This window comes from Nocardia sp. NPDC049220 (assembly GCF_040647855.1).
Taxonomy (GTDB): Bacteria; Actinomycetota; Actinomycetes; order Mycobacteriales; family Mycobacteriaceae; genus Nocardia.
In genome coordinates, this window is record NZ_JBEZDA010000009.1 from 111236 (window position 1) to 133131 (window position 21896).

The window sequence follows — 21896 nt, forward strand, 5'->3', positions numbered from 1 at the left end:
GGATGCGGGCAGGCCAGGCCTGCCGAGGAAGGGTTGCAATGCACACCATGATGCGGCGACTGGGCGGAGGCGGCGTCCTGCTGATCCTCGCGGGCGGTCTGGTTCTCGCGCCCACCGGGCCGGCCACGGCCGCGCCCACCGGTTGTTTCGTCGACCGCGGCCTCACCGATGCGACCGCGCTCTGTCACAGCGGTGCGGGCGCGTCGGTGTTGGAGGCCGAGTGCCTCGGCTTCTTCGTGCCTCAGGCGCAATCCGCGCCCGTGTTCGGCCGCTATAGCGGCTTCGAGTCGCAGCGGACGCCGGTCGGCGGGGCAATGCGGGTCACCTGCATTTCCGACCACGCGGTGGGTATCGCGACCACGGCGTTCGTCATACCCGTCGCGGCGCCCTAGCGTCGAGCGGTTCGGGATACTAGCTCGGTACGGCCACCAGCACGTTGTCGGGGGAGATGGTCGGGACCAGCCTGGTCAACGTAAATCCGTGGCGGGCCAGGAGGTCACGGTACTCGGACTCGGTTCGTTCCCGTCCACCCGCGTTGACCAGCATCTCCAGGTCGATGAACTTGCTCGGGTGCGGGGCCGTGTGCTCGGGGACGACCAGCTCGATGATCAGCAGTCGTGCGTCGGGCGCCATGGCCGCGCGCACGGTGCGCAGGATTCGGCTCGTCTCCGGTTCGGCCCAGTCGTGCACGATGTGTTTGAGAATATAGGCGTCGCCGCCCTTCGGGACGGCGTCGAAGAACGATCCGCCTTCGGCGGTGCAGCGATCGGCGAGGCCGAGTTCGGTGAATCGGGTGGGCGCGGATGCCACCACCTCGGGCAGATCGAACAGGATCCCGTGCGAGTGCGGTGCGCGGCGCAGGATTTCGGTGAGCAGAGCGCCCTCACCGCCGCCCACGTCGACAATGGTCGCGTGGCGGCCGAAGTCGTAGGCGGCCAACAGCGGTTCCATCGCCAGGGTATTGATACTGGTCATCGCACGGTCGAACAGCGTGCCGAGTTCGCGATCGTGCCGCACGTAGTCGAAAAACGGCATGCCGTAGAGCTTCTCGCCGACGGGTCGGCCGGTGCGGACGGCGTCGACGAGGTGTGACCAGTGGTTGCGGTGGCCCGTCGAGCCGAAGAACAGCATCGCGTCGCGCAGCGAGACCTCGGCATCACGGCGCAGCGCCTGTGCCATCGGCGTCAGCGCGTACCTGCCGTCGGCGCGCTGGGTGAAGATGCCGTAGCTGATCAGCAGCCGTAGCAGCCGCCGCAGCGCGTCCTGGTCGGCGCCGACCGCCGCGGCGAGTTCCGCGTTGGTCCGAGGTCCCGCCGCGAGCGCATCCGCGACCTGGAGCGCTGCCGCGGCATGGATCGCCTGCGAGATCCATCCGGCGGCCATCAGCTCCATCAGGGCGATGTGCCCCGGCACCAGTTTGCGGAACGCCAGCGCCAGCACCGCGCGGACCGACTCGATGGCGCGCACCAGCGGTCGTGGTGGGATTCTCGGTCGGTCGGACGTCATGGCGACTCCATCCGTCGAAGGTCGGCACTGTGCGCGTGTTCTTGGAGCGTACGTCGCGGGAGCGCTCGCCCGGAGTCGCACACGCGAATCTGGACCCCGGAACGGCGGCGGGCTGTGGACGCGCGGCGTCACCTATCGACCGGGCTCTGGATATCTGACGACGGTTCCAGCGGCCGGTCAGGGCCGCGGGTGTCGGAGGTACCGAACGGCTCGCTGTGCTACGCCGATTATCAAGCGTCCGAACGTGATCGGCTGTGCCGCAAATCGCGATCAGCCGCCGAGGAAGGGCGTCGCCGAGTCACGCCGCGGGTTTCCGCCCTTTGGGAAATCGCTGCAATCCGCGGTTTTCGCTGATCGGCGTCGATTGGTACCACGATTCGTCGTGTCCGACGCCGAAGCGTCGGACATGGCTGGCTGCGCGGAGGCTCGCCGCCCGAGTCGTTACGCTGGCGCGCAACCGTTATGCCGCCGCGGCATTTTCGTGTTCAATATCCGCGTTCGGGATCGATCGGGGCAATCAGCTCGCGTCCCGCGACGAACCGCATGACGTTCTCACCGACATGATCGGCGAACGCCGCGAACCGTAACTGCGGCGGATTCGAATCATGCGGTGTGACAATGGCATTGGGTAGCACCCAGAGCGGATGTCCGTCCGGGAGCGGTTCGGGGTCGGTGACGTCGAGGCCGGCGCCACCGATGGCGCCCGAAGCCAACGCGGTCACCAAGGCGTCGGTATCGACCAGGCTGCCGCGGGCGACATTGATGATCCAGGACGACGGCTTGAGTCGGGCGAGTTCGTCCGCGCCGACGAGGTGCCGGGTGTCCGGCGTGGCGGGCGCCGCGATGACCACATGGTCGGTCCGTGGCCAGATTCGGCCGAGATGCTCGGTGGCGAGGGTCTCGACGGTCTCCGGGATGCCAGGGCCGGTGACGGGGCGCCCGCTGCGGTTGATGGCGATCACGTGCGCGCCGAGCGGGATCAGCATCGGGATCAGCGCGCGGCCGATGCCGCCCGCGCCGACGATGGTCACCGTCTTGCCGCGCAGTGTGTCCACGTGCGGAAAGAAGTCCTGCTGACGCCAGCGGGCGGCGCGCAGGTGCTCGGGCAGATAGCGGACGCCCGCGAGCAGCAGCATGAGCGCGTGCTCGGCCACGCTGGCCGCGAAAGCTCCTGCGGCGGAAGTGAATCGGACAGTAGGGTACCTGGCGAAGATACCTGCGGTGAACCAGTCCTCGATGCCTGCGGCAGGCAACTGTACCCATTCGACGGTGGCGGGCAGCTCGTCCGGGAACTCGCCGGGACCGCCGGCCCAAATCAGGGCGCGAGCATCGTCGAGTTCGGACACGGCGGCGCCCGCCTCGACCACCGCCTTCTCCAGCAACGCGGGGGGAGGTTCGGCGGGGCCGATCGCGATCGGAACTGCCGGCCGGCTCATGGATGGACCTCCTTCGGTGCAGTACGGCTCGGGCGCCTGTGGTGCAACGGGTGGACAACCCGAGGTCGCCGCAGCGACGGTAGCACCGTCGCGTGAGCGCCGGGTGGCGGAGTGTCGGACAGCACCTGCGCGTCGGGTCGGGGGCTAGTTGTCGGCCAGATCGGCGTGCGCATCCAGTTCGGTGTCGACCTTGTCCCGCGCGGCCCACTCGAGCAGCCGATCCAGGTGGAATACCGCGTCGTCGATGCCCGCGTGCAGGTCGCCGAACTCGGCGAAGCGGGCGGGGACGGTGGCGATGGTGAACTCGCGTGGATCTATGTCGGGAATCTCGTCCCAGCGCACCGGGGTGGAGACCGTGGCGGCGGGGACACCGCGCACCGAGTACGCCGCGGCGATCGTGTGGTCGCGCGCGTTCTGGTTGTAGTCGACGAACAGCAACTTCGGGTCGCGATCGCGGCGCCACCAGGTGGTGGTCACCTCGTCGGGCGCCCGTCGCTGGACTTCGCGGGCGAACGCGAGCGCGGCGCGGCGCACGTCGTGGAATCCCCAGTTCGGCGCGATCCGGACGTAGACGTGCAGCCCCTTGCCGCCGGAGGTCTTCGGCCAGCCGACGGCGCCGAGTTCGTCGAGCACCTCGTGCACGACATCGGCCACCCGCCGCACCCGCGACCATGGACACTGCGGCATCGGGTCCAGATCTATACGCCACTCGTCGGGGCTCTCGACGTCGGCGGCGCGGGAGTTCCACGGATGGAACTCGACTGTCGACATCTGCACCGCCCAGATGACATCGGCCGGTTCGGTGACACACAGTTCGTCGGCGAATCTGTCATAGCGCGGGAAGTGCACCCGCACAGTCCGAATCCAGTCCGGCGCGCTCGCGGGCAGTCGCTTCTGGTGCACCTTCGCGCCCGCTAGTCCCTTGGGAAATCGGTGCAGCATGCACGGCCGGTCGCGCAGTGCGTTGACGATGCCGTCCCCGACCCTCAGGTAGTACTGGACCAGGTCGAGTTTGGTCGCGCCGGTTTCCGGAAAGTAGACCCGGTCCGGATTGGTGATGCGTATCGTGCGGCCGCCGACCTCGAGTTCGATCGTCGGCGCCGCAGATTTGCCGGCCACGCATCCGACCCTAGCCGATGCGGGGCGAATCAGGTTTCGAGTGCTACACCGTTCTGGTATGCATACAGGTATGAGCAAGGCGACGCGCGTGACGGTCACGTTGGATCCGCAAGTGGCCGAATGGGCCAGAGAGGCCGCAGAACGTCAGAATCGGAGCCTTTCCTCGGTGATCAACGCGGCGCTGCGCACCACGCTCGTGCATGACAGCCTGACCGCACTGGCCGTCGACGAGGAGGCCGAGCAGGCCGCCGCGTACGACGACATGCAGCTCACGCAGGCTGCCGAGAACGACGCCCGCGGCGCGGCATGAGGCGCGGCGACGTCTGGCGGTATGCCCCCGCGCTGCGCGACGGTACTCCGTTGCCGCGGCGGGTGACCGTCGTGCTGGTATCGGACTCCGCGGTGATCACTTCGCGCTACCGGTGGCTGAACGTCGTTCCCTTGCGCGACGCGGACCCGGGCCATGTGCTGGCCACCAAGACAGAGCACGGGTGGGCGGACACCCTGGAGTTGCACCGTGCCTACCGGCCGTGGCTTTCCGAGCAGCTCGGTGTCCTGACGTCGGCCGAGACCGAATCCCTCGACGCCAGGTTGCGGGCTACGCTCAGCCTGTGAGCGTGCGCGGGTACCCCATTCCCGGACGGACGGTTCATCAGTCCGGCGGAACAACCTCCACCGTAGGCGCCGCCAAGAACTCCAAGAGGTCCACACGGTCGCCCAGGAGCTGGCTCATGCGCTGGCGCAGATCGGCGTCGGAGGGGCATGGAGGCAAATGGAGTCGCTCCCGAAACGTGCGGTATGTCTCGGCTAGGACGAGAATTGCGAGTGCATAGAACACATTCATTTCCATCTTGTAGCTCTTACGCTGTGCCTTCGACTCCATCGACCAGCCCTGAATTTGCCCGCGATGACGCTTGAGTAAGAACCAATGCGGCACGAAGTACGCCCAGAGCGGTTGCGTCAAGCGCATTGCATGAAGTTTATCGATCCCGAAATACCCTTCTAAAACTGCGGCCATTGGATCGATATCGAGCAGAGTCTGCAAGTCGTAATCATCGATAGCGGAAGGGTGGTAGATCTTGTTGACGATCTGATAGATACCGCCGGCGAGGTCGCGCAGGACCTGCATACCCTGGACATGACTCGGGAGTTCCTGTAGTTCGCGCGTCGAATCGAGATCTGTCAGGTAAACAGTGCTACTGCGGCGATCGAGATAGAAATTGTCCCAGCCCGCGGAATAGCGATAGAGCTGGGCCTGCGCCAATTCGCGGAGTCTCATCCCGATCTGCCGTCCGACCAGTGCCCGCACCGACAGATCGGCCGCCCCGTCGCATCGGTGTGGCGAGTAGCCCAGTGCCTCACGCACACTGACGGCGTGGGCTCTCTCTTCAGCAGTTGCGGCAGGGTTCTCCACCCGAAGAAGGTCCAGCGAGTAGGGGCTCTCGTCCCATGCCAACGAAATGACTACGCCGAGGGGATGTTCATCGAACAACCTGCCATCGTCGTATCGGAGGACAGCTAGCGGAACGATGGAGGGAGCGCCCGCGCGATACAGCGTCGCCGCGTTGTCGAACTCGCGTTGCGCGCGCGGTAACGTAATTCCGCCGTACGGTGCCGGCTCGCTGAAGATTGACGCGAAACAACCGTTCGCGTCCACCCCGAAATGAGGATTACGCGTGGTTTCTGCATAGGCCCTGTTCGATGGAGGTGTGGGCGCACCCGGCTCGACAGCGTCGCTGTGGGACGGTGGGGCTGCCGATTCGGGGTGCCAGGCGCCGACCCCCTTGATCTTCGCGGCGACGAGCGTGCGCGACGTCATGGGATCGATCACTGGCTCGGAAAGAACATACCAAGCGGTTCGACCCGGCACGGCGAAGGATGGCGTCCGGTCCCAAGACACGATCTTCATCAGCGCCTGCTGATCTCGGGGGGATACTGCGAACCCCGGCATCTCGTCAACGACGTTGTATTTCAGTGGCATTCGGTGTTACTCCGGTGGAGGCGTCCGGGAGCATGCTCACCGCTCCCGGTATATGGGGGTCGAGGAGGTGCGTCGCAATGACGATGCGCTGCCACACCGTGATCTGCACATGATATTTTTCGGCGAGTCTGAATAGTTGACGCCAGTCGCGAGACTCGCCCGCGCGGATCCGAGTTATCAGACTCGCCAGTTCCGGAGCTGGATCGGGCATCCTCGTGGGCTCGACATGTCCGGCGGCGTCAGCGATCTCGTCAAGGGTGCGACCCAGGTCGAGATCTACCTCAGGGGCCTTGTGCTGGGCACGGTCGACGAGCGCGTAGGCATCTGTGGTGCCGTCCACGTCGGCTACAGCTGCCGAAAACAGTTTCAGGCGCTGATCGTGGTCGCACAGGATGCCGAGCTCACGCAACAGGTCGGCTGGCTCATCGGCGCCATGGACCAGATTTAGCTGGTAGTTGAAACTGCCCACCGCGTAGCGCAGGTGGTGAGGACGGCACTTCTCAGGTTCGGCCGGGCCCTTCGCTCGACTCAAGGTGGCAGTTGCCGGCTCGGCCTGTCCCGCCTGTGTCAACAGCAACAGAACGCATTCGCCAGCTGTCATGTAGAGGTCGGCGGTGTCTCGTCGGTCACGACTGGCGGCGTTCAATCCATACTGCCACAACGCTCGCACGGTATGGCGCGTAAACATTACCGGGACGGCACCGACGATCGAAAAACCATGATCGGTTACCCACTGGAGCACAGCGGAGGCGCGGCGGGAAACAATTGCATCCGGCTTCAGCAACAATAGCGCGTGATCACGACAGAATCGCCTGAACGAATCGCCAGCGGCGACTACGGCAAGGTCCTCGATGCTGTCGAGAAAGTATGAATCAGCCGAATAGAGGGAGCGTTTCATCGGGAGGGTCGATAAGTAATTCGGCACGAGGCGGCCGGACTCGGATTCCTCGCCATCCACTGGGTTGTGTTTTTCGGACCCGCTGCCAGGAATCGCAGGAGTGGATTTACCACTATACACGTCCGAAACGTACTGCACCCGCCGCCTTCTCGTCAAGATCCGACGGTCCGCTCGGCGCAGTATCCGGATTCTCGTAAATCGGCTGCCTGGCTAGAGGATTCGCGCATACTGGCCGGGATGCGCCCCGCGAACCCGGCGCGTGTGATGGTGGTCGCTGGACCCGATCGTTCGAAGCTATTGCCATGGAAGTCGTCTCGCGGGCCGTGGAAATTGCACGGAAGTGGTTGCTGTGCATGCTATTTCGCGAGACTGGACGCAAAGGCCGCACAACTGTGGTCGCACGCCTCTCGAGGTGCCACTCCTAGCCGACTCTGGGCGCGCCCAATAGTCGCCATAACCCTTACGCCGCAGGGGTGTCCGAGTCCTCCGCTCCGTCGGTAATCTTGGTGTGTCGCGGGGAAGACTGGTACCCGATGGAGGTCGGGCACGCTGCTGTGGCGGCGAAAATGTTAGCCGGTTCGGTGATCTCATCGTGGGTATACCAGGTGGTATGGTACGCACATGGCGGCCCGCTCTGCGAATCTCCTGTAGCAGAACGAGTTTGCCGGACAATGTCACTTTTCCGTGTTGCGATACACCGCGCTCGGCCGGAGTGGAGGAGAGCATCGGGCCTCATGACTGGTATTGCCGGTGTGGGCGACACCACCGCGCGACTCGCTGGTTGTCACTCGGCGTCGCTGATCTGTCCTGCCCCGAACGCTGGGGGATCCGCTTGTCGCACAGCCCACGATGACTCGCGATCAGTGTGCTTCCTTCTGCATCAGTGAAGAAAGGAGGGTGATCTCGATGACCAAGTATGTCAAGCCAGCGACCACGCAAGTGACCAGCAGCATGGTTCTCCGCGGCAGCATTTGAGTCGAGTGAACGTGGGTGGCTGCTCGGCGGAGTGGCCACCCACGACCACAATGCGCAGTCTGCTCTCGAAGGGATTAAGGTGATGTGCTCGCAGGTCCTGGGCAATCGGCTCGGCGGTGATTTCGCGCGCTTACTGGCGGCGAGTGCGATCAGTGCCGCCGGTACCGCAGTGACTACGATCGCGTTGCCTATCGTCGCGTTGGTGGCGTTGCGGGCCAACACGTTCGAGGTGGGCGTGATCTCCGCGGCCGGGCTGGGGGCATGGCTGTTGTTCGGCCTGTCCGCAGGCGTGTGGGTCGAGCGCATGAGGCGTAGGCCGTTGATGATCATCTGCGATCTGGCACGTGCGGTGGCGTTGGCGTCCATCCCCGTGGCGTACGTTCTGCACATCTTGACGGTCGCTCACGTCGTGATCGTTGCTCTGATAGTGGGGATCTGCTCGGTATTCTTCGACATCGCCGCCCAATCCTATGTGCCCTCCATTGTCGAGCCGTCACTATTGCTCGCTGGCAACGGCAGGATGCAAGCCAGCCACGCCGCCGCGGGGACCGCGGGCCCGGCATTGGGTGGCGCGCTTATCCAGTTGCTGGGCGCTTCGTTGTCTTTGTTGGCCGACGTGCTGAGCTATGTGCTTTCTGCGGTGTTGCTGGCGAGAGTGGGCAAGCGCGAGGCACCAGCTGAGCGAAGCGGTCCCCAACGAATGCTGCCGCAGGTCAAGGAGGGTCTTGACTATGTCTGGCGCGATCCGATGTTTCGCCCGCTCATGGTGGTCGCGGCAATCTCGAACCTCTTCGGTGCGGCTTTCGACACGCTCGTCGTGCCATTTCTCCTTCGCGACGTCGGCGTATCCGCCGTGGCGATCGGCATATTGCTTGCTATCGGCGGACTGGGCGCGCTATTGGGGGCGGCGGTGGGCCCATCGCTAGCAGACAAGGTCGGCGGTGCGCGTGTGCTGGTGGTCGCGGCCATCGCCGGGCCCCTGCTCGGACTCCTGGTGCCCACATCGCGGGCCGGGGTCGGGCTGGTGGCATTCGTGATCGGTCTGCTCGGGCGAGAGGTAGGCATTGCGATCGTGAGTCTGTTGGCGCGGACTATCCGGCAGTTGACCGCGCCGCCCGACTTGCTGGCCAGGATCACGGCAACTGTCCGGTTCGTCTCCTGGGGCGTGTTGCCGATCGGTGCGCTCATCGGCGGATCGCTCGGCCAGTTGATGGGTCCTCGCGTGGCGTTGTCTGTGGTGTCCGGCCTGATGCTGCTGAGCGCGTTGCCGATCGCGTTCATGTCGCCACGCGCTCTGCAGGCCCTGATGGACGATGCGACAGCCGCTCCGCCGCAGCCGGTAGGAAGCGGTTGATGTCGATCTCGTACCAGGACGACAGATTCAGGGATAGGAACAACAGATGTGCGGACTAGCGGGCATCGCTGCCGTCGGCGCGGACACTCTCACTCCCGGTGCCGGCACGATCCTGGCGGGTATGTCGCGGGCAGTGGGCCACCGCGGCCCGGACGCTGAACAAGTGTATGTGGATGGCCCGGTGGGCTTGGGTTTCCGGCGGCTGGCGCTGGTCGGCCCAGAAAGCGGCGACCAGCCGCTGTTCAGCGAGGACGGGAAGGTGGTCCTCATCGCCAACGGCGAAGTTTACAACCACCGAGAACTGGCGACCGGGTCCCTCGCCGGCGTGCGAACGCGCACCAACTCCGACTGTGAGGTGCTGGCTCACCTCTACGCCCGCGACGGCGTGCGGTTCCTCGACGGAGTCGTGGGCATGTTCGCCATCGCCCTGTGGGACCGGATGCGAAATCGACTCGTGCTCGCCCGCGACCGCTTCGGCATCAAACCCCTGTACTACACGCGAGTCGACGGCGCCGTACTGTTCGCCTCGGAGATCAAAGCGCTGTTCGCGCATCCTGGCTGTCGCCGAGAGTTGGACTGGGAAGGTGCGTTGGCCGACCAGTCTTTGACGCTGTCCCCGTATCTCACCGACGAGCCGGTCAACACCTGGTTCCGGGGAATCGACATCGTCCCCGCGGGCTCCGTTGTGTCCATCGACCTGCGCAACGGGGAGGTGGACCGGCACCAGTACTGGAGTCTTCCGAGCTTCGAAGGCGAGGCAGACATCTCGGATGAGCAGTTCGTTCGCACCTATCGCGATCTGCTGACCGGTGCGGTGCGCGACGCCGCGACCGCTGACGCCGAGTTGGGCTTGTTCCTCAGCGGTGGCATCGATTCCACAGCTGTGGCCGCGCTCGCTGCCGCCGCGGGAAGTCCCATCCATACCTTCACTGTGCTCAGCGGCGGCACCCTGGTGACAGGGGATTCCGAGTTCGGCCACCGTGCCGCGTCGACACTGGGAATGCCAAACCATCAACTGGTTTTCGACGCGAAGACCGTGCCGACGGTTGACGAGTGGAAGCGGTTGCTGTGGCTGCTGGAGACGCCGCTGTGCGGCCCGGAGCAGTACTACAAGTACGAGCTGTACCGGTATGCCAAGCAGGCGCGTCCACAGTTGCGGGGCATGCTACTCGGTGCCGGCGCCGACGAGTACAACGGCGGGTTCTCCACCGTGTTCAACGTGGGTGAGGATTGGGCTGGATTCGAGTCGGGGATCCGGCAGATGGCCAGGAACGCCGCTCTACACAAAACGCCCGCTGTAGCCCCATGGTGGGAGTGCGGGGACAGCCCACTGCTCGAGGGTGCCTTGCTCGGCAGTCATGCGACCGGCCCCCTTGTCGACCCGTACCCAGCCTACGTCGCTTCGCGCCATCGCTACCTACAGCAGTACAACTGCTGGCACGACGATCGCACCGCGGCAGGCAACGGGATCGAGGCCAGGGTGCCCTTCCTCGACCATCGAATTATCGAGTTGCTCATGAGGATTCCCCCGCGTCAACGTGCCGGACTGCTCTGGGACAAGAAAATCCTGCGCGAGGCGGTGCGCGACATCGTTCCCGGCGAGATTGCCGCTAGGCCGAAGGGGGCGTTCATCTGGGGCGAGGGTGCCGGTTTCACCCACCGCATGATCGTTCGCCTGCTCAGCCAACAAGACTGCGCGTTGCTCGAAGAGGCGCTCGCCGCACCGGGCGCGCGACAGTTCCTGCGCCCGGACGCGGCGCGCGCCATGCTGAGCAGGTTGCGCTCCGAACGGCAACCCGCAGATGTCCAGTCGCTGCTCAGCCTTGTCAACCTCGGTCTCCTCGACAAAATGACACGTCAGCTTCCCGCTGTGCCGCTGGACGCGCCGCAGCGTGCCGTGCTGACGGCTATCTCGATAAAGGACTGGGATTCCGAGAAACCGACGATTGCCGAGCGGGTGAGGGACCACAGCCGGCCTTCGCCGGACGACGTGGTGGCCTTCTCGGGGAATGTCCTTCTGGTGCAGGCGCGTCAGTTCCCGAGCCGCTTGTATCTGGTCGTGGACGGCGCATTCGAGTACGTCGTCGATGCGTCTGTGGACGCGGCGTGGTTCGCCTTTTTGCAAACGGTCGACGGCAACCGCACGCTCGGCGAGCTGCTCGACCTCTGCGGCCACCCGTATGCATCCGTCGAAGAAATGCTTCTTGCCAGCATTGATGCTGGCCTACTGCAAGGAATGCCGGCATGACCATCGAGAATCTGCCCGATATGGTCGCGGTCCTGCGACAACGTGGTTTGATCCCGCCTGTTGAACTGGCGATATTCCTCGTCGGATCGATGGCGCGCGGCTGGGCCCACGCCACCAGCGACATCGACCTGGTTCTGGTGTCCACCGAGCGTTTTACCGATGATCGGGCGATGGACTTGAATGTCCCGCTTGCCCCGGGCACCTTGCAGACGGTGACCTTCCACCACGAGGGCCGGCGCTGGGAAGTCAAGTACTGGCTGGACAGTCAAGTGGACGAACTATTCGGCAAGGTCACCTGGGCGGCATTCGACAACGACCGTAAGGTCGGCGCGAGGCTCGTTGTGGATGAAAGCCTTTTCCTCAGCCGCCTACGCACCTGCGTCCCCCTCGGTGGTGACGATTGGGTTCAGCGTCGGCGCCGACAGCTCGAGGACAGCGCTTTCTGGTCATTCCTGACCCTCCAGTTCCTCAATGATGCCGATGGTGCGGCCGAGGACGCGGTCGGCCTGCTCGCCGTCGGTCAAACCGAGGGCGCCGTGTTGTCAGCGCGGCAGGCTTTCGGCTTCGCCGTGGATGCCATGCTGCTCGGACGTCGGGAACACGACGCGGGGGTCAAGTGGCGTCCGTACAAGCTCGAACTCCTCGCCTCTTTACCGCTGTCGTTCGAGGACTACTGGTCCATTGAGACCATGCGCGACTACGACCCGCTCCAGTCGGCGGAATGGGTGCATCGCGTGGTGTCACTCTGTAAGAAAATCAGTATGGAGGTGGAAATATGAGCCCGATCACCCCGCATGCCACACCACGACTACGGCTCACTGCCCGCATGCGGAAGTTTCGAGGCAAGCTGTTGGTCGCGAGCCAGGAACACAAACTCGAGTTGAGCGAGTCGGCGGAGTTCATTTTCCGCAGTATCGACGGCAGACGGACCGTCGGCCAGATCGGTGCATTGGTTGCCGAGAAATACGAGATTCCCGCAGATATGGCCACGGATGATGCAGCCGAACTTATCGAGGAACTCGTCGAGGCACAAGTTGTCGACCTGGACTCGTGATCGCAACCATGTCGGTCGATGACGCTTACCGCACGTGCGGCTGGTGATCGGAGTCGGGCCAGGACCTGACGCACTGCTCGTCGCCGGCCAACGGGAGACTCCCGAAATTCACCAGGTCAGTCGTGTCGATCGTGCGACACCGACAGCGCCAGACAGACCGATGGCACCGGCGAATTTCTGGATCGGCGAGCGCGGTGTCGCCACCGACGAAGCCATCGGCAACACGCGGGAGCAGGTGAATCATGGGATCGGCTAGTTCTTCCGACGGTGTGGAAAAAGGCGTTGCGGGCATGCCGGACTCGTACGACAGCAAATTCGGCAACTGGGAGAGGCGGGCAAGTGTAAGAAACAAGTCCCGTCGAACGATGGAAATGGAAGATCCCCGCTCCTTATTCTTTCCGCCAGAGTTCGTGCTGGCCGTGTGGCATCCCCTCGTCGATAGTCGAGGTCCAGAGGTCAGGCATCGCATCCTCTTGCATTCGCTGTACCAATACCTTCATTTCACGACAGTGCTGGAACAGGTCTCCATTTTGCCGGTGACAGCGCAGATCTCGAGCAATCGCAGCGGGGTAGAGGTGCCGAAGGAAATGCTCGCGGACGCATTCAAGATAACGACCGACGAGGCCTGGCATGCGCAGTTCTCCTATGACTTCATCGAAGAGGTCGAGCGCTGCAGTGGAGTCTCAGCGACAGCCATGGTTGAGCCGAATTTTGTGTGTCTGCTGGACAGCATCCGCGACGTGTACACACCAGGCACTCGACGTGCCCTCGATCTGGTCGCCGCCACGGTAAGCGAGACCCTCGTCTCCGCCCTGTTATCGGAGATTCCCAACGACGCGAGGCTACCGGGGCCGGTTCGCGCACTGGTCGCCGATCATGCGGCTGATGAGGGACGGCACCACGCCTACTTCCGAAACTTCTTACGGTATCTGTGGCCGCAATTGCCGAAACGTGAACGGCAGATCATCGGGCCGCGCATCCCTGAACTTGTGAGTGCGTTCCTGCGCCCCGATCTCCGCGCGGTCGCCGCGACGCTTACGGCCTCGGGTTTCACACAGCCCGAAGTAGCCGAGATCCTCGGCGACTGTTACCCCGTGCGATCCGACGTCTACGGCGTCCGACATGCCGCCCGCTCGACCATACGCAGCTTCCGCGATGTCGGCGCGCTCGACGATCCCGCGACCAATGAGGCGTTCCTCGCCGCTGGCCTCCTGGCAGAGCCAGCAACCTCGTCGAGTGGATGCGCCGACAATGGCGGCCAACGGCGATCACGTCGAGCAAACGGCTGAGTCCGATCAAGCCCGCATCATCTACCGGAGGAATGACAGCGATGGACGAGTCCACCCTTCCGAACTCGATACAAGAAGCCCTCATCACAAGGACGGCCGGCGCGTCCGGGGTGGCACGCCTGGTGATCGATGGCCTGTTGGAGATGAGTCACGACCAACAGCTACTCCAACAGGCCGCCACCTGGCTTACTCGACGACTCCCGGGTTATGCGCCGATTTGGCACATTTCGAATGCCGCCCGCGGTGACCGGCCGACTGATGCGCTCAGAGCCATCCGCCTCGAGTTGGACCGTTCGGTCGAGAAGAGTGTGGAAGCCGCGGTGGCATGGTTATCTTCGTATCCCGGTCCGGTTGCGTCCGCGCCGAGTAGTTCGATCGTCAGCCAAGTGCTGGCGCGACTCGGCGGCCGGGTTACGGGCGGCCCAGCACGCGCCGCTGTCGCCGGAGCTGACGCTATCGGTCCAACTACCGTGTTGAACATCCAGGGAACTCGGCCTTTGGCAGCACGCCTCCCGACGGTAGTCGTCACCACATCTCTGAAACTCGTGCCAGAAGCAGTGTTTTCCACGTTGGGGACACCGTCGTTCGAGCGCATCCCGTTGATAGAGTTTGCTGGAATCGTCCTGGACGGGGAGGTTCTCGATCACGCCGAGGTCGGTCGCCGAGCCGCCGCTATCCGCGGCTGATCCGGTGCCGAGCGATATCGGTTCGCGTGTCTAACCCGGCGATTCGGCTTGTCGCTGACCGGCGCGTACTCATGCGTCGGTGGGCGTATTCTCCCGTGCGACGCCCGGGGTCGCTCAATGTGCTCGCTGTCGGCGAGAGATGAACCCAGTTCACCGTTTGGAAAGCGAACATGACGTCAACAAGCATCAGTATGGATGGCTTCACACGCTACCGGCATGACCAAGACTTCATTCGAGGATTCGCCGCGGCGAGGCAGGCGCTCGGTGTGGACGAGGCAGCCGCCGCGAACTCGGTTGCGATGTTGCTGTTCTCCCCACTTGCGCTGCGCGCGGCTCGCGTTCGTGCCGGGCTGAAATGGCTCACCGCTCATGGATTCAGTGTCGGATATGTTTGCCGTGTCCGTCTCGATCGAGGGCAAGTCCGACGGATCTGGAAGTACCAACCCGTCGAATACGACGCGGAGCGTGTGCGCATCGTCTGCGACCTAATGACCAGCGGGCCATGCCTCCTGGTCCTGGTCACCGGGACGGAGGTGGATGGCCTGCCGCTCGCGTCCCGGCTTCGAACGCTCAAGGGGCCTTCGAATCCGCACCGCTGCTCGCCCGAACATCTCAGAACCCACCTGGGTGCGGCGAACATGTTCAACAATCTCGTGCACACCTCGGATGGGCCCGTCGAGGTGATGCGGGAATGCGCAGTGATGCTGACCGATACCGAGTTGGCGACCCTGTGGCGATGCGTATCCGACTCACTGTCCGGCTCTTCTTCCCCGCCGGGTCTCGACGAGGCATTGGCCGGGATTCCGACAGCTGCCATCCCCGGAGGAATATCGCTGGCCCATGTGGCGATCGCGTTGCGCGCAGAACTGTTGCGGCACATCGGCACCCCGATGTCGTCGCGAACAGGCCGGCTCGCTGAGGTCGAGTACCTGCTTGCCGCGGAGATGGAATGGGCACAGCGACAGGACCCAGCTCGACCCGTCCAAGCACTGCACGCGTTCCGTGCCCGTTTCAGCCCTGTTCACCCGTTGCTTCAGGCATCTCTCGTTCCGATGCGGGGTCTTCTCTCCCTTTTCGACGATGTTGAGCACGCGCTATTCGGCATGCCATTCGGTCTCGATTCCTTGAATCGGTCGGCTTCGGCAGCGAATATCACTCTGGACGTCCGAGACCGGCTTGTGTTGGAGACGGAATGGCTTTCGCTGAGGTTTTCCCGCGGGTGCCCAAGTAGTGCGACATTGTCCTGACGTCGGTCGACGCCGCATACCTCGGCACCAGGTCTCGCGGGCTGCGCTCAGCCGGTGAGTATACGGATGTTGTTGTGCGCCAACGTGTTCGCCATACCAGTGCGCTGTGCTCGGGGGTCACGCCGGACACCGGGTCGATCCGTGCCCGCAGGCACCTGATCATGAGGCGGACGCCCGAGCAGGCCCTGCCCGCCGCTACGTCGGCGTAGCCAGCGCGAACGGCAGGATCGCGTCCGCTCCGGCGGCACGCAGCGCGTGCGCGGCGACGGTGAACGTCCAACCGGTGTCGGTGCGGGTGTCCACCAGCAGGATCGGGCCCGCGACAGCGGTGAGGTCGGGGATATCCCACGAGTCGCACAATCCCGCGACGCGATGCGCGGAATTCGCCGCGGAGACCGGTGGCCGGTCCGGCCGGGTCCGTAGCGTTCCGAGATCGCGCAGGCGGCCGACCTCGGCGAGCCTGGCGGCGAGGGTCGCGGTCAGTACGGGATAGCGCGGGGATTCCAACGCCAGCACCGCGGTGGGGCGTGCCGCCCAATCCCATTCGCGCAGTATCGCGACGCATGCGTCGAAGACCGCGTCGGGGATCGGATCATCCGGTTTGTCGAGCAGCGCCCGTAGCCGCTGTCCCCAGCCCAGGTCGCTGAGCCGGCCGAGCACGCGGCCGGTCTCGGCGCCACCGGTGATCTTGCCGGACAAGGGGATTCCGAGCTTCGCCATGCCGGTCGGCCACTGCTTGCGCGGGGCGAGGTCGATGCCGGGGCGATCGAGGCGAGCCCTCGTCGCGGCGAGCGAATCGGCGGCCACGCTGCGGTCGGGACGGGTGCCGGTGCAGTTGTCGCAGCGTCCACAGCCGGGCGAATCCGGCTGGTACGCGGGAAGTCCAGGGTCGTCGAGTTGACGGCGGAGGAACTCCATCCGGCACTCGGAGGTCGACTGATAGTCGAGCATCGCCTGCTGTTCGCTCTCGCGGGCGACCGCGAGGCGTTCGTAGCGCTCGGTGTCGTAGGTCCACGGCTGACCGGTGCGGATCCAACCACCGCGCACCCGGCGCACCGCGCCGTCCACGTCGAGTACCTTCAGCACCATCTCCAGCCGGGAGCGGTTGAGTTCCACCAGCGGCTCCAGCGCCGCGGTGGACAGTGCCCGGTCGAAATCCAGCGCGTCGAGCACCGCGTGCACGAGGTGTTCGCGCGGAAAGGCGACCGACGCGAAGTAGCTCCAGATCCGCGTGTCCTCCGCGCCGGGCAGCAGGACCACTTCGGCGCGGTCGGTGCCGCGACCAGCGCGCCCGACCTGCTGGTAGTAAGCGATGGGGGAGGAGGGCGCGCCGACATGCACGACGAACCCGAGGTCGGGTTTGTCGAATCCCATACCCAGCGCGGAGGTCGCGATGAGCGCCTTCACTTCGTTGTTCAGCAGCGCGGCTTCCAGTGCCTCGCGTTCGGCCGGATCGGTCTGCCCGGTGTAGGCGGCGACCGTGTGGCCGTGCGAGTTCAGCACGTCGGCCAGATCGTGCGCGGCGGCGACGGTCAGTGTGTAGACGATCCCGGAGCCGGGCAACCGGTGCAGCTGGCCGCTGAGCCATGCGGTGCGTTCCACCGCGTCGTCGAATCCGACCACCGACAGATGCAGCGACTCGCGATCGAGCGTGCCGCGCAGCACCAGGGTGTCGGTGCCGATCTGGGTGGCGACGTCCGTGACCACCCGGTCGTTGGCGGTCGCCGTGGTCGCCAGCACCGGCACGTCCGAACCGAGATCGGCGATCAGGGTGCGGATGCGCCGATAGTCCGGCCGAAAATCATGGCCCCAGTCCGATACGCAGTGCGCCTCGTCGATCACGACCAGCCCGGCGTCCGCCGCGAGTCTGGGTAGCACCTGGTCACGGAAGTCCGGATTGTTCAGCCGCTCCGGGCTGACCAGCAGCACGTCGACCGCCCCCGCGGCGACCTGCGCGTGAATCTCGTCCCATTCGGTGACGTTGCCCGAGTTGATGGTCGCGGCGACCACCCCGGCGCGTTGGGCCGCCGCTACCTGGTTGCGCATGAGCGCCAGCAGCGGCGAGACGATCACCGTCGGCCCGCGACCGGCCCGCCGCAACAACTTGGCCGCAATGAAGTAGACCGCGGACTTACCCCAGCCGGTACGCTGCACGACCAGCGCCCTGCGCCGCCGGACGACCAGCGCCTCGATAGCCGTCCACTGGTCTTCCCGCAGCCGCGCGCCGGACCCGGCCAATTCGCGCAGCAGGTGCTCCGCGCGTTCGCGTAGGTCAGGGGCGGTGAGATCGATCTCAGGGACATCGGTCGCCGTGGTCATGCGCTTCATCGTGCCCGACGCTACCGACACCGCCGACGGAACCGACGCGGAGGCAGCGTGCCACGACCGTGCACCGTCACGGTGGCGCACCTCGCCGAGCTCGCGGGCCAGCCTTCGACCAGGGTGCAACGCCACGGCGACGGTGCCGCCGCGGGCACGAAACGGTATCCGCCTGCGCGCCGGTCACCACGGCTCGCTGTGTGTGAACCCATACGCCGCGAACCGTTGGGTTCACGTCGTCGTATCTCCGGCGCGAGAGGAACCTGGTGGGCCTCACTCGCCTGCCTCAGCGACAGCGAAGGTCAATCGGACCTGGTCGCCGCGGCCAATTCGACCAATCGGGCGCGGACCAGATCGGGCCGCTCCTCGGCGATGAAGTGGCCGCAGTTCGCCACGAGCTCCAGGCGGTAGTCGTCGGCTCGTGCTGTCTCCTCGGCGGCGAGCGACGGGTGGATCGCCGCATCCTCGACGCCGAACAGGGCGCGGATCGGAACGGTCGCGTGGCGTCGTTCGCCGTGTCCCGCGGCCCGGGGCACTTCGTGCAGCAGAAAGGTGCGGTAAGTGTCGGTCGCGGTTCGCGCGCAGTCCGGATCGCGGAAGCGGTCGGCGTAACTCCGAACTACCTCGGGGCCGAACTCGTCGCGATTGCGCACTCCCTTGGAGAAGATCAGATGTTCGAGGAACCGCGTGCGCTGATGCAAGTACTTGCCGAACGCCGCGACCGGCGGTTGATAGACCAGGAACCGCCATGCGTGTGGGAGGAAACCGCGCGGCGTCTGCCACGGATGGGCGATGTTCAGCGCGAGCAGCGCGTCGAACCGCTCCGGCGCCCGCAGCACGAGCAGGTGGCTGATGTAGCCGCCCCAGTCGTGTCCGACCAACAGGACGCGATCGAGGCCGAGCGCGTCGAGCAGGGCTACTACGTCCGATGCGACGTCTTCCTTCGTCCATCGGTGCGGAGCGGGACCCGACCAGCCGTATCCCGGCAGGTCCGGTGCGATGATCCGCAGTCCGTCCGGCGGATCCGCGAGCAGGTGGCGGTAGGCGTAGTGATGCTGTGGCCAGCCGTGCAGTGCGAGCACCGGACGCCCGTCGACGGGCCCCGCCTCGGTGACGTGGAAACGGACGCCTCGCGCGGTGACGAACGATCGCCGCACGCCGCTGATATGCGGCGGACCGGCTTCCGGGTCCGAATCCGCCGGGGGCGAGAAGAACGACGGCCGCCAGGGCATAGTCGGATGGTATCGGGTCGATCGACGGTTTCGCGCGTCATCGGAAGGGCTGGTGATAGCGGCCGGCATCGCGGCTATTCAACGCAGGCGCTGAACACCTGCCGATCTCGCACCAGGCGAGTACCGCTCACCCGGCGCGAGATCTCGCGCGTATTCATCCTTTCACGCACAGCACCTGGCGCAGCGTCGCCACGACATCGACCAGATCGCGCTGCGCGGCGATCACCTCATCGATGTCTTTGTAGGCCGCGGGGATCTCGTCCACGACGCCCGCGTCCTTGCGTGACTCGACGCCCTCGGTCTGGGCGATGAGATCGGCGACGGTGAACTGCTTCTTGGCCGCGTTGCGACTCATCCGCCGCCCCGCACCGTGCGAGGCCGACTGGAACGAGGCCGGATTACCCTTGCCGCGCACCACATACGAGCGGGTGCCCATGGAGCCGGGGATCAACGCCAGATCACCGTCGCCCGCGCGCACGGCGCCCTTGCGGGTCACCAGCATCGGTATGCCGTCGACCAGTTCCTCCGCCACATAGTTGTGATGACACGAAATCGGCTGTTCGAAACGCACCTTGCGCTCGGCGAATTCGTCGCGCACCGCGCGACACACCAGGGCGAGCATCACCGCGCGGTTACGCGCGGCGTACTCCTGCGCCCAGCCGAGGTCGCGCCGATACGCCACCATCTCCGGCGTTCCGGTGACGAAAACCGCCAGATCGCGGTCCGGCAGATCGACGTTGTGCGGGAGCGTTCGCGCGATCGCCATGTGCCGCTCGGCGAGTTCCTTGCCGATGTTGCGGCTGCCGGAGTGCAACAGGATCCACACCCGGTCGTCCTGATCGAGGCAGACCTCGATGAAGTGGTTTCCGCCGCCTAGCGTGCCCATCTGCTTGTGCGCCTTGGACTCTCGTGCCTGTACGCGGTCGTCGAGTGCGGCGAACGAACCCCAGAACCGATCCCAGCCGGCGCGCAGCGTCGCGGTGCTCGCGCCGAGCGCGGCCACCTCGGCGCCGAGCTTCGGCACACTGACGGCGTCCCGGTGTGCATGGAAGCCGACCGGCACCGCCGCCTCGATCCGGGACCGCAGCGAATGCAGGTTGTCCGGCAGGTCGGCGGCGGTGAGATCGGTGCGCACGCTCTCCATGCCGCACCCGATATCGACGCCGACCGCGGCGGGTGACACCGCGTCCTTCATCGCGATCACCGAACCCACCGTGGCGCCCTTGCCGAGGTGTACATCCGGCATCACCCGGACGCCGTGGACCCACTTCAGCGCGGCGATGTTGCGCAGCTGTTGGAGCGCTGCCTGGCCGACGTCGTCCTCGTCGGCCCACATCAGTGTCTGCGCCCTGGTGCCGCGCAGCTCGACGGGGAACATGGTCTCGATCCTCTCGTTGCCTTCGTGATCAACGGTAGGCATCGAAGGCACGCACCGCACCCGAATATCGAGCGGCCGGAAACCGCTGCCTCAGTCGGCGTTGGGCGGGTCGAGCGCCGCGCGGTAGGCACGCTCGGCGTTCCCGTGTGCGACCGCGAGAACCAGGCGTTCGGCGTCGGCGGTGGTGATCGCGTCGTCGGCGATCCACTCGTCGACCAACGCGCCGAGCCCGCGCCGCCAGAGCAGGGCGCCGAGGTAGTGCAGTTCCGGCAGTCCGTAGCCGTCCGAGGAGTAGCACAGCGCGCGGAACGGGGCGAGTTCCAGCGTCTCGGCGAGCACGGCGCCGGCACGATGTCCCACGTACGGGATGGTGAGGCCGAGATCGAGGTGGACGTGCTCGAAGGCGTGCGCGAGGTAGGCGGCATGACGGTGGTAGGGCCAGCAGTGCAGCAGCTGCACCGAGAGCCCGGTGCCGGCGGTCCTGCGCAGAAAGTCGGTGAGCAGCAACGGGTCGGACCGGTGCAGTCGAAGATCCGGGTCGCCGAATCCGGTGTGGAATTGCAACGGGAGGCCGAGTTCGGCGCCGATGCGCGCGGCGAGACCGATCAGCCAGCCGAGCAGGTGCGGATCGGTGAGTCTGCGTTCGGGCGCGAAGCTCGTCGGCGGCCGATCGCGCAGCGGAAAGTCGAGACCGCACCGGTAGGCCACGATCGTCTTCAACCCCACGGCGTTGCGTGCCCGCGCCCACAGCTCCGCTTCGATCCGGTCGTAGACGCCCGATACCGGGCCGATTTGGGCAACGACTTGTTCGGCCACGTCTTCCACACGCACGATCTCGCGGACCGTACCGTTCACCAGCCGGGCGAAATTTTCGGTGCCACCGCCGATACCGGTATCCAGGAACCAGCGGGTGACGCCGGTCGCGCGCAGCAGCCGTGCGGCGACCTCGGGTCCGCCCAGTCCGGCGCGGTGTCGCAAGTACACATCCGCGCCGACATGCGCGGGCAGGTCGAGGGCGGGCGCGCACCAGCGACGCACCGCGAGCCCGATCGCGGAATCGAAACTGCCTCGGGCGCCTTCGCCGAGCAGTCGTTCGAAACGGGGCCGATCCAGGGTGTCGGTGACCACACCGTGGCAGTGCTGGTCGGTGAGCTGAACACCGTCGGTGAGCACG

At 65.5% G+C, this 21896-nt stretch carries 19 protein-coding genes; 10 read left to right on the forward strand and 9 right to left on the reverse strand.

Annotation, left to right across the window (positions count from 1 at the left end; translation table 11 throughout):
* Positions 1 to 38 precede the first annotated feature (38 nt).
* Entirely contained in the window at positions 39 to 392 is a 354-nt protein-coding gene (locus AB0C34_RS20290; RefSeq protein ID WP_357074972.1) for a hypothetical protein, read from the forward strand.
* Positions 393 to 411: 19 nt separating this feature from the next.
* On the opposite strand, the gene AB0C34_RS20295 is transcribed toward AB0C34_RS20290, so the two are convergent.
* The 3 genes from AB0C34_RS20295 to ligD form a co-directional block, all read right to left on the reverse strand.
* A complete protein-coding gene (locus AB0C34_RS20295) occupies positions 412 to 1506 on the reverse strand; it encodes a methyltransferase (protein ID WP_357074975.1) in 1095 nt (364 codons plus the stop codon).
* A gap of 485 nt (positions 1507 to 1991) precedes the next feature.
* Complete coding sequence (locus AB0C34_RS20300; protein WP_357074977.1) at positions 1992 to 2942, reverse strand: D-isomer specific 2-hydroxyacid dehydrogenase family protein; 951 nt, start codon at positions 2940 to 2942, stop codon at positions 1992 to 1994.
* Between the two features lie 144 nt (positions 2943 to 3086).
* Entirely contained in the window at positions 3087 to 4061 is a 975-nt protein-coding gene (ligD, locus tag AB0C34_RS20305; RefSeq protein WP_357074980.1) for a non-homologous end-joining DNA ligase, read from the reverse strand.
* Between the two features lie 70 nt (positions 4062 to 4131).
* Here ligD and AB0C34_RS20310 point away from each other — a divergent pair, with 70 nt between their 5' ends.
* Positions 4132 to 4371: a DUF6364 family protein gene (locus AB0C34_RS20310; protein WP_357074982.1), complete on the forward strand. Its 240-nt coding sequence runs from the start codon at positions 4132 to 4134 to the stop codon at positions 4369 to 4371.
* Positions 4368 to 4676 carry a hypothetical protein gene (locus AB0C34_RS20315; RefSeq protein WP_357074985.1) on the forward strand — a complete coding sequence of 103 codons (309 nt, stop codon included), beginning with the start codon at positions 4368 to 4370 and terminating at the stop codon, positions 4674 to 4676. Before AB0C34_RS20310 ends, AB0C34_RS20315 begins: the two co-directional genes overlap by 4 nt.
* A 37-nt stretch (positions 4677 to 4713) precedes the next feature.
* Here the strand turns inward: AB0C34_RS20315 and AB0C34_RS20320 are convergent, their stop codons facing one another.
* Positions 4714 to 6042: a hypothetical protein gene (locus AB0C34_RS20320; protein WP_357074987.1), complete on the reverse strand. Its 1329-nt coding sequence runs from the start codon at positions 6040 to 6042 to the stop codon at positions 4714 to 4716.
* Positions 6017 to 7060: a nucleoside-diphosphate kinase gene (locus AB0C34_RS20325; protein WP_357074990.1), complete on the reverse strand. Its 1044-nt coding sequence runs from the start codon at positions 7058 to 7060 to the stop codon at positions 6017 to 6019. Before AB0C34_RS20325 ends, AB0C34_RS20320 begins: the two co-directional genes overlap by 26 nt.
* Positions 7061 to 7997: 937 nt before the next feature.
* On the opposite strand from AB0C34_RS20325, the gene AB0C34_RS20330 reads away from it, so the two are divergent.
* The 7 genes from AB0C34_RS20330 to AB0C34_RS20360 all read left to right on the forward strand — a co-directional run bounded on the left by AB0C34_RS20330 (position 7998) and on the right by AB0C34_RS20360 (position 15793).
* Positions 7998 to 9269, forward strand: a complete 1272-nt coding sequence (locus AB0C34_RS20330; RefSeq protein ID WP_357074993.1) for an MFS transporter — start codon at positions 7998 to 8000, stop codon at positions 9267 to 9269.
* Between the two features lie 46 nt (positions 9270 to 9315).
* The gene (gene asnB, locus AB0C34_RS20335) at positions 9316 to 11517 is read left to right on the forward strand and encodes an asparagine synthase (glutamine-hydrolyzing) (RefSeq protein ID WP_357074996.1); all 2202 of its coding nucleotides are present in this window, start codon (positions 9316 to 9318) and stop codon (positions 11515 to 11517) included.
* A gap of 20 nt (positions 11518 to 11537) precedes the next feature.
* Complete coding sequence (locus AB0C34_RS20340; RefSeq protein ID WP_357074998.1) at positions 11538 to 12296, forward strand: nucleotidyltransferase domain-containing protein; 759 nt, start codon at positions 11538 to 11540, stop codon at positions 12294 to 12296.
* Positions 12293 to 12571, forward strand: coding sequence for a PqqD family protein (locus AB0C34_RS20345; RefSeq protein WP_357075001.1), 279 nt, complete (start codon positions 12293 to 12295; stop codon positions 12569 to 12571). The genes AB0C34_RS20340 and AB0C34_RS20345 overlap by 4 nt, the downstream gene beginning before the upstream one ends.
* 371 nt (positions 12572 to 12942) lie before the next feature.
* Entirely contained in the window at positions 12943 to 13860 is a 918-nt protein-coding gene (locus AB0C34_RS20350; protein WP_357075003.1) for a diiron oxygenase, read from the forward strand.
* Between the two features lie 41 nt (positions 13861 to 13901).
* Positions 13902 to 14546: a hypothetical protein gene (locus tag AB0C34_RS20355; protein ID WP_357075006.1), complete on the forward strand. Its 645-nt coding sequence runs from the start codon at positions 13902 to 13904 to the stop codon at positions 14544 to 14546.
* A 170-nt stretch (positions 14547 to 14716) separates the two neighbouring features.
* Positions 14717 to 15793, forward strand: coding sequence for a nucleoside-diphosphate kinase (locus tag AB0C34_RS20360; RefSeq protein ID WP_357075009.1), 1077 nt, complete (start codon positions 14717 to 14719; stop codon positions 15791 to 15793).
* Between the two features lie 195 nt (positions 15794 to 15988).
* On the opposite strand, the gene AB0C34_RS20365 is transcribed toward AB0C34_RS20360, so the two are convergent.
* The 4 genes from AB0C34_RS20365 to AB0C34_RS20380 all read right to left on the reverse strand — a co-directional run bounded on the left by AB0C34_RS20365 (position 15989) and on the right by AB0C34_RS20380 (position 21895).
* Positions 15989 to 18112 (reverse strand): DEAD/DEAH box helicase, encoded by a 2124-nt coding sequence (locus tag AB0C34_RS20365; protein WP_357075012.1) that lies wholly within the window; start codon positions 18110 to 18112, stop codon positions 15989 to 15991.
* A gap of 302 nt (positions 18113 to 18414) precedes the next feature.
* The gene (locus AB0C34_RS20370; protein WP_357075015.1) at positions 18415 to 19344 is read right to left on the reverse strand and encodes an alpha/beta hydrolase; all 930 of its coding nucleotides are present in this window, start codon (positions 19342 to 19344) and stop codon (positions 18415 to 18417) included.
* A gap of 154 nt (positions 19345 to 19498) precedes the next feature.
* On the reverse strand, positions 19499 to 20722 hold the full coding sequence (locus tag AB0C34_RS20375) for an RtcB family protein (RefSeq protein ID WP_357075018.1): 1224 nt from the start codon (positions 20720 to 20722) through the stop codon (positions 19499 to 19501).
* 90 nt (positions 20723 to 20812) lie between these two features.
* Entirely contained in the window at positions 20813 to 21895 is a 1083-nt protein-coding gene (locus tag AB0C34_RS20380; RefSeq protein WP_357075020.1) for an amidohydrolase family protein, read from the reverse strand.
* Between the last annotated feature and the right edge of the window lies 1 nt (position 21896).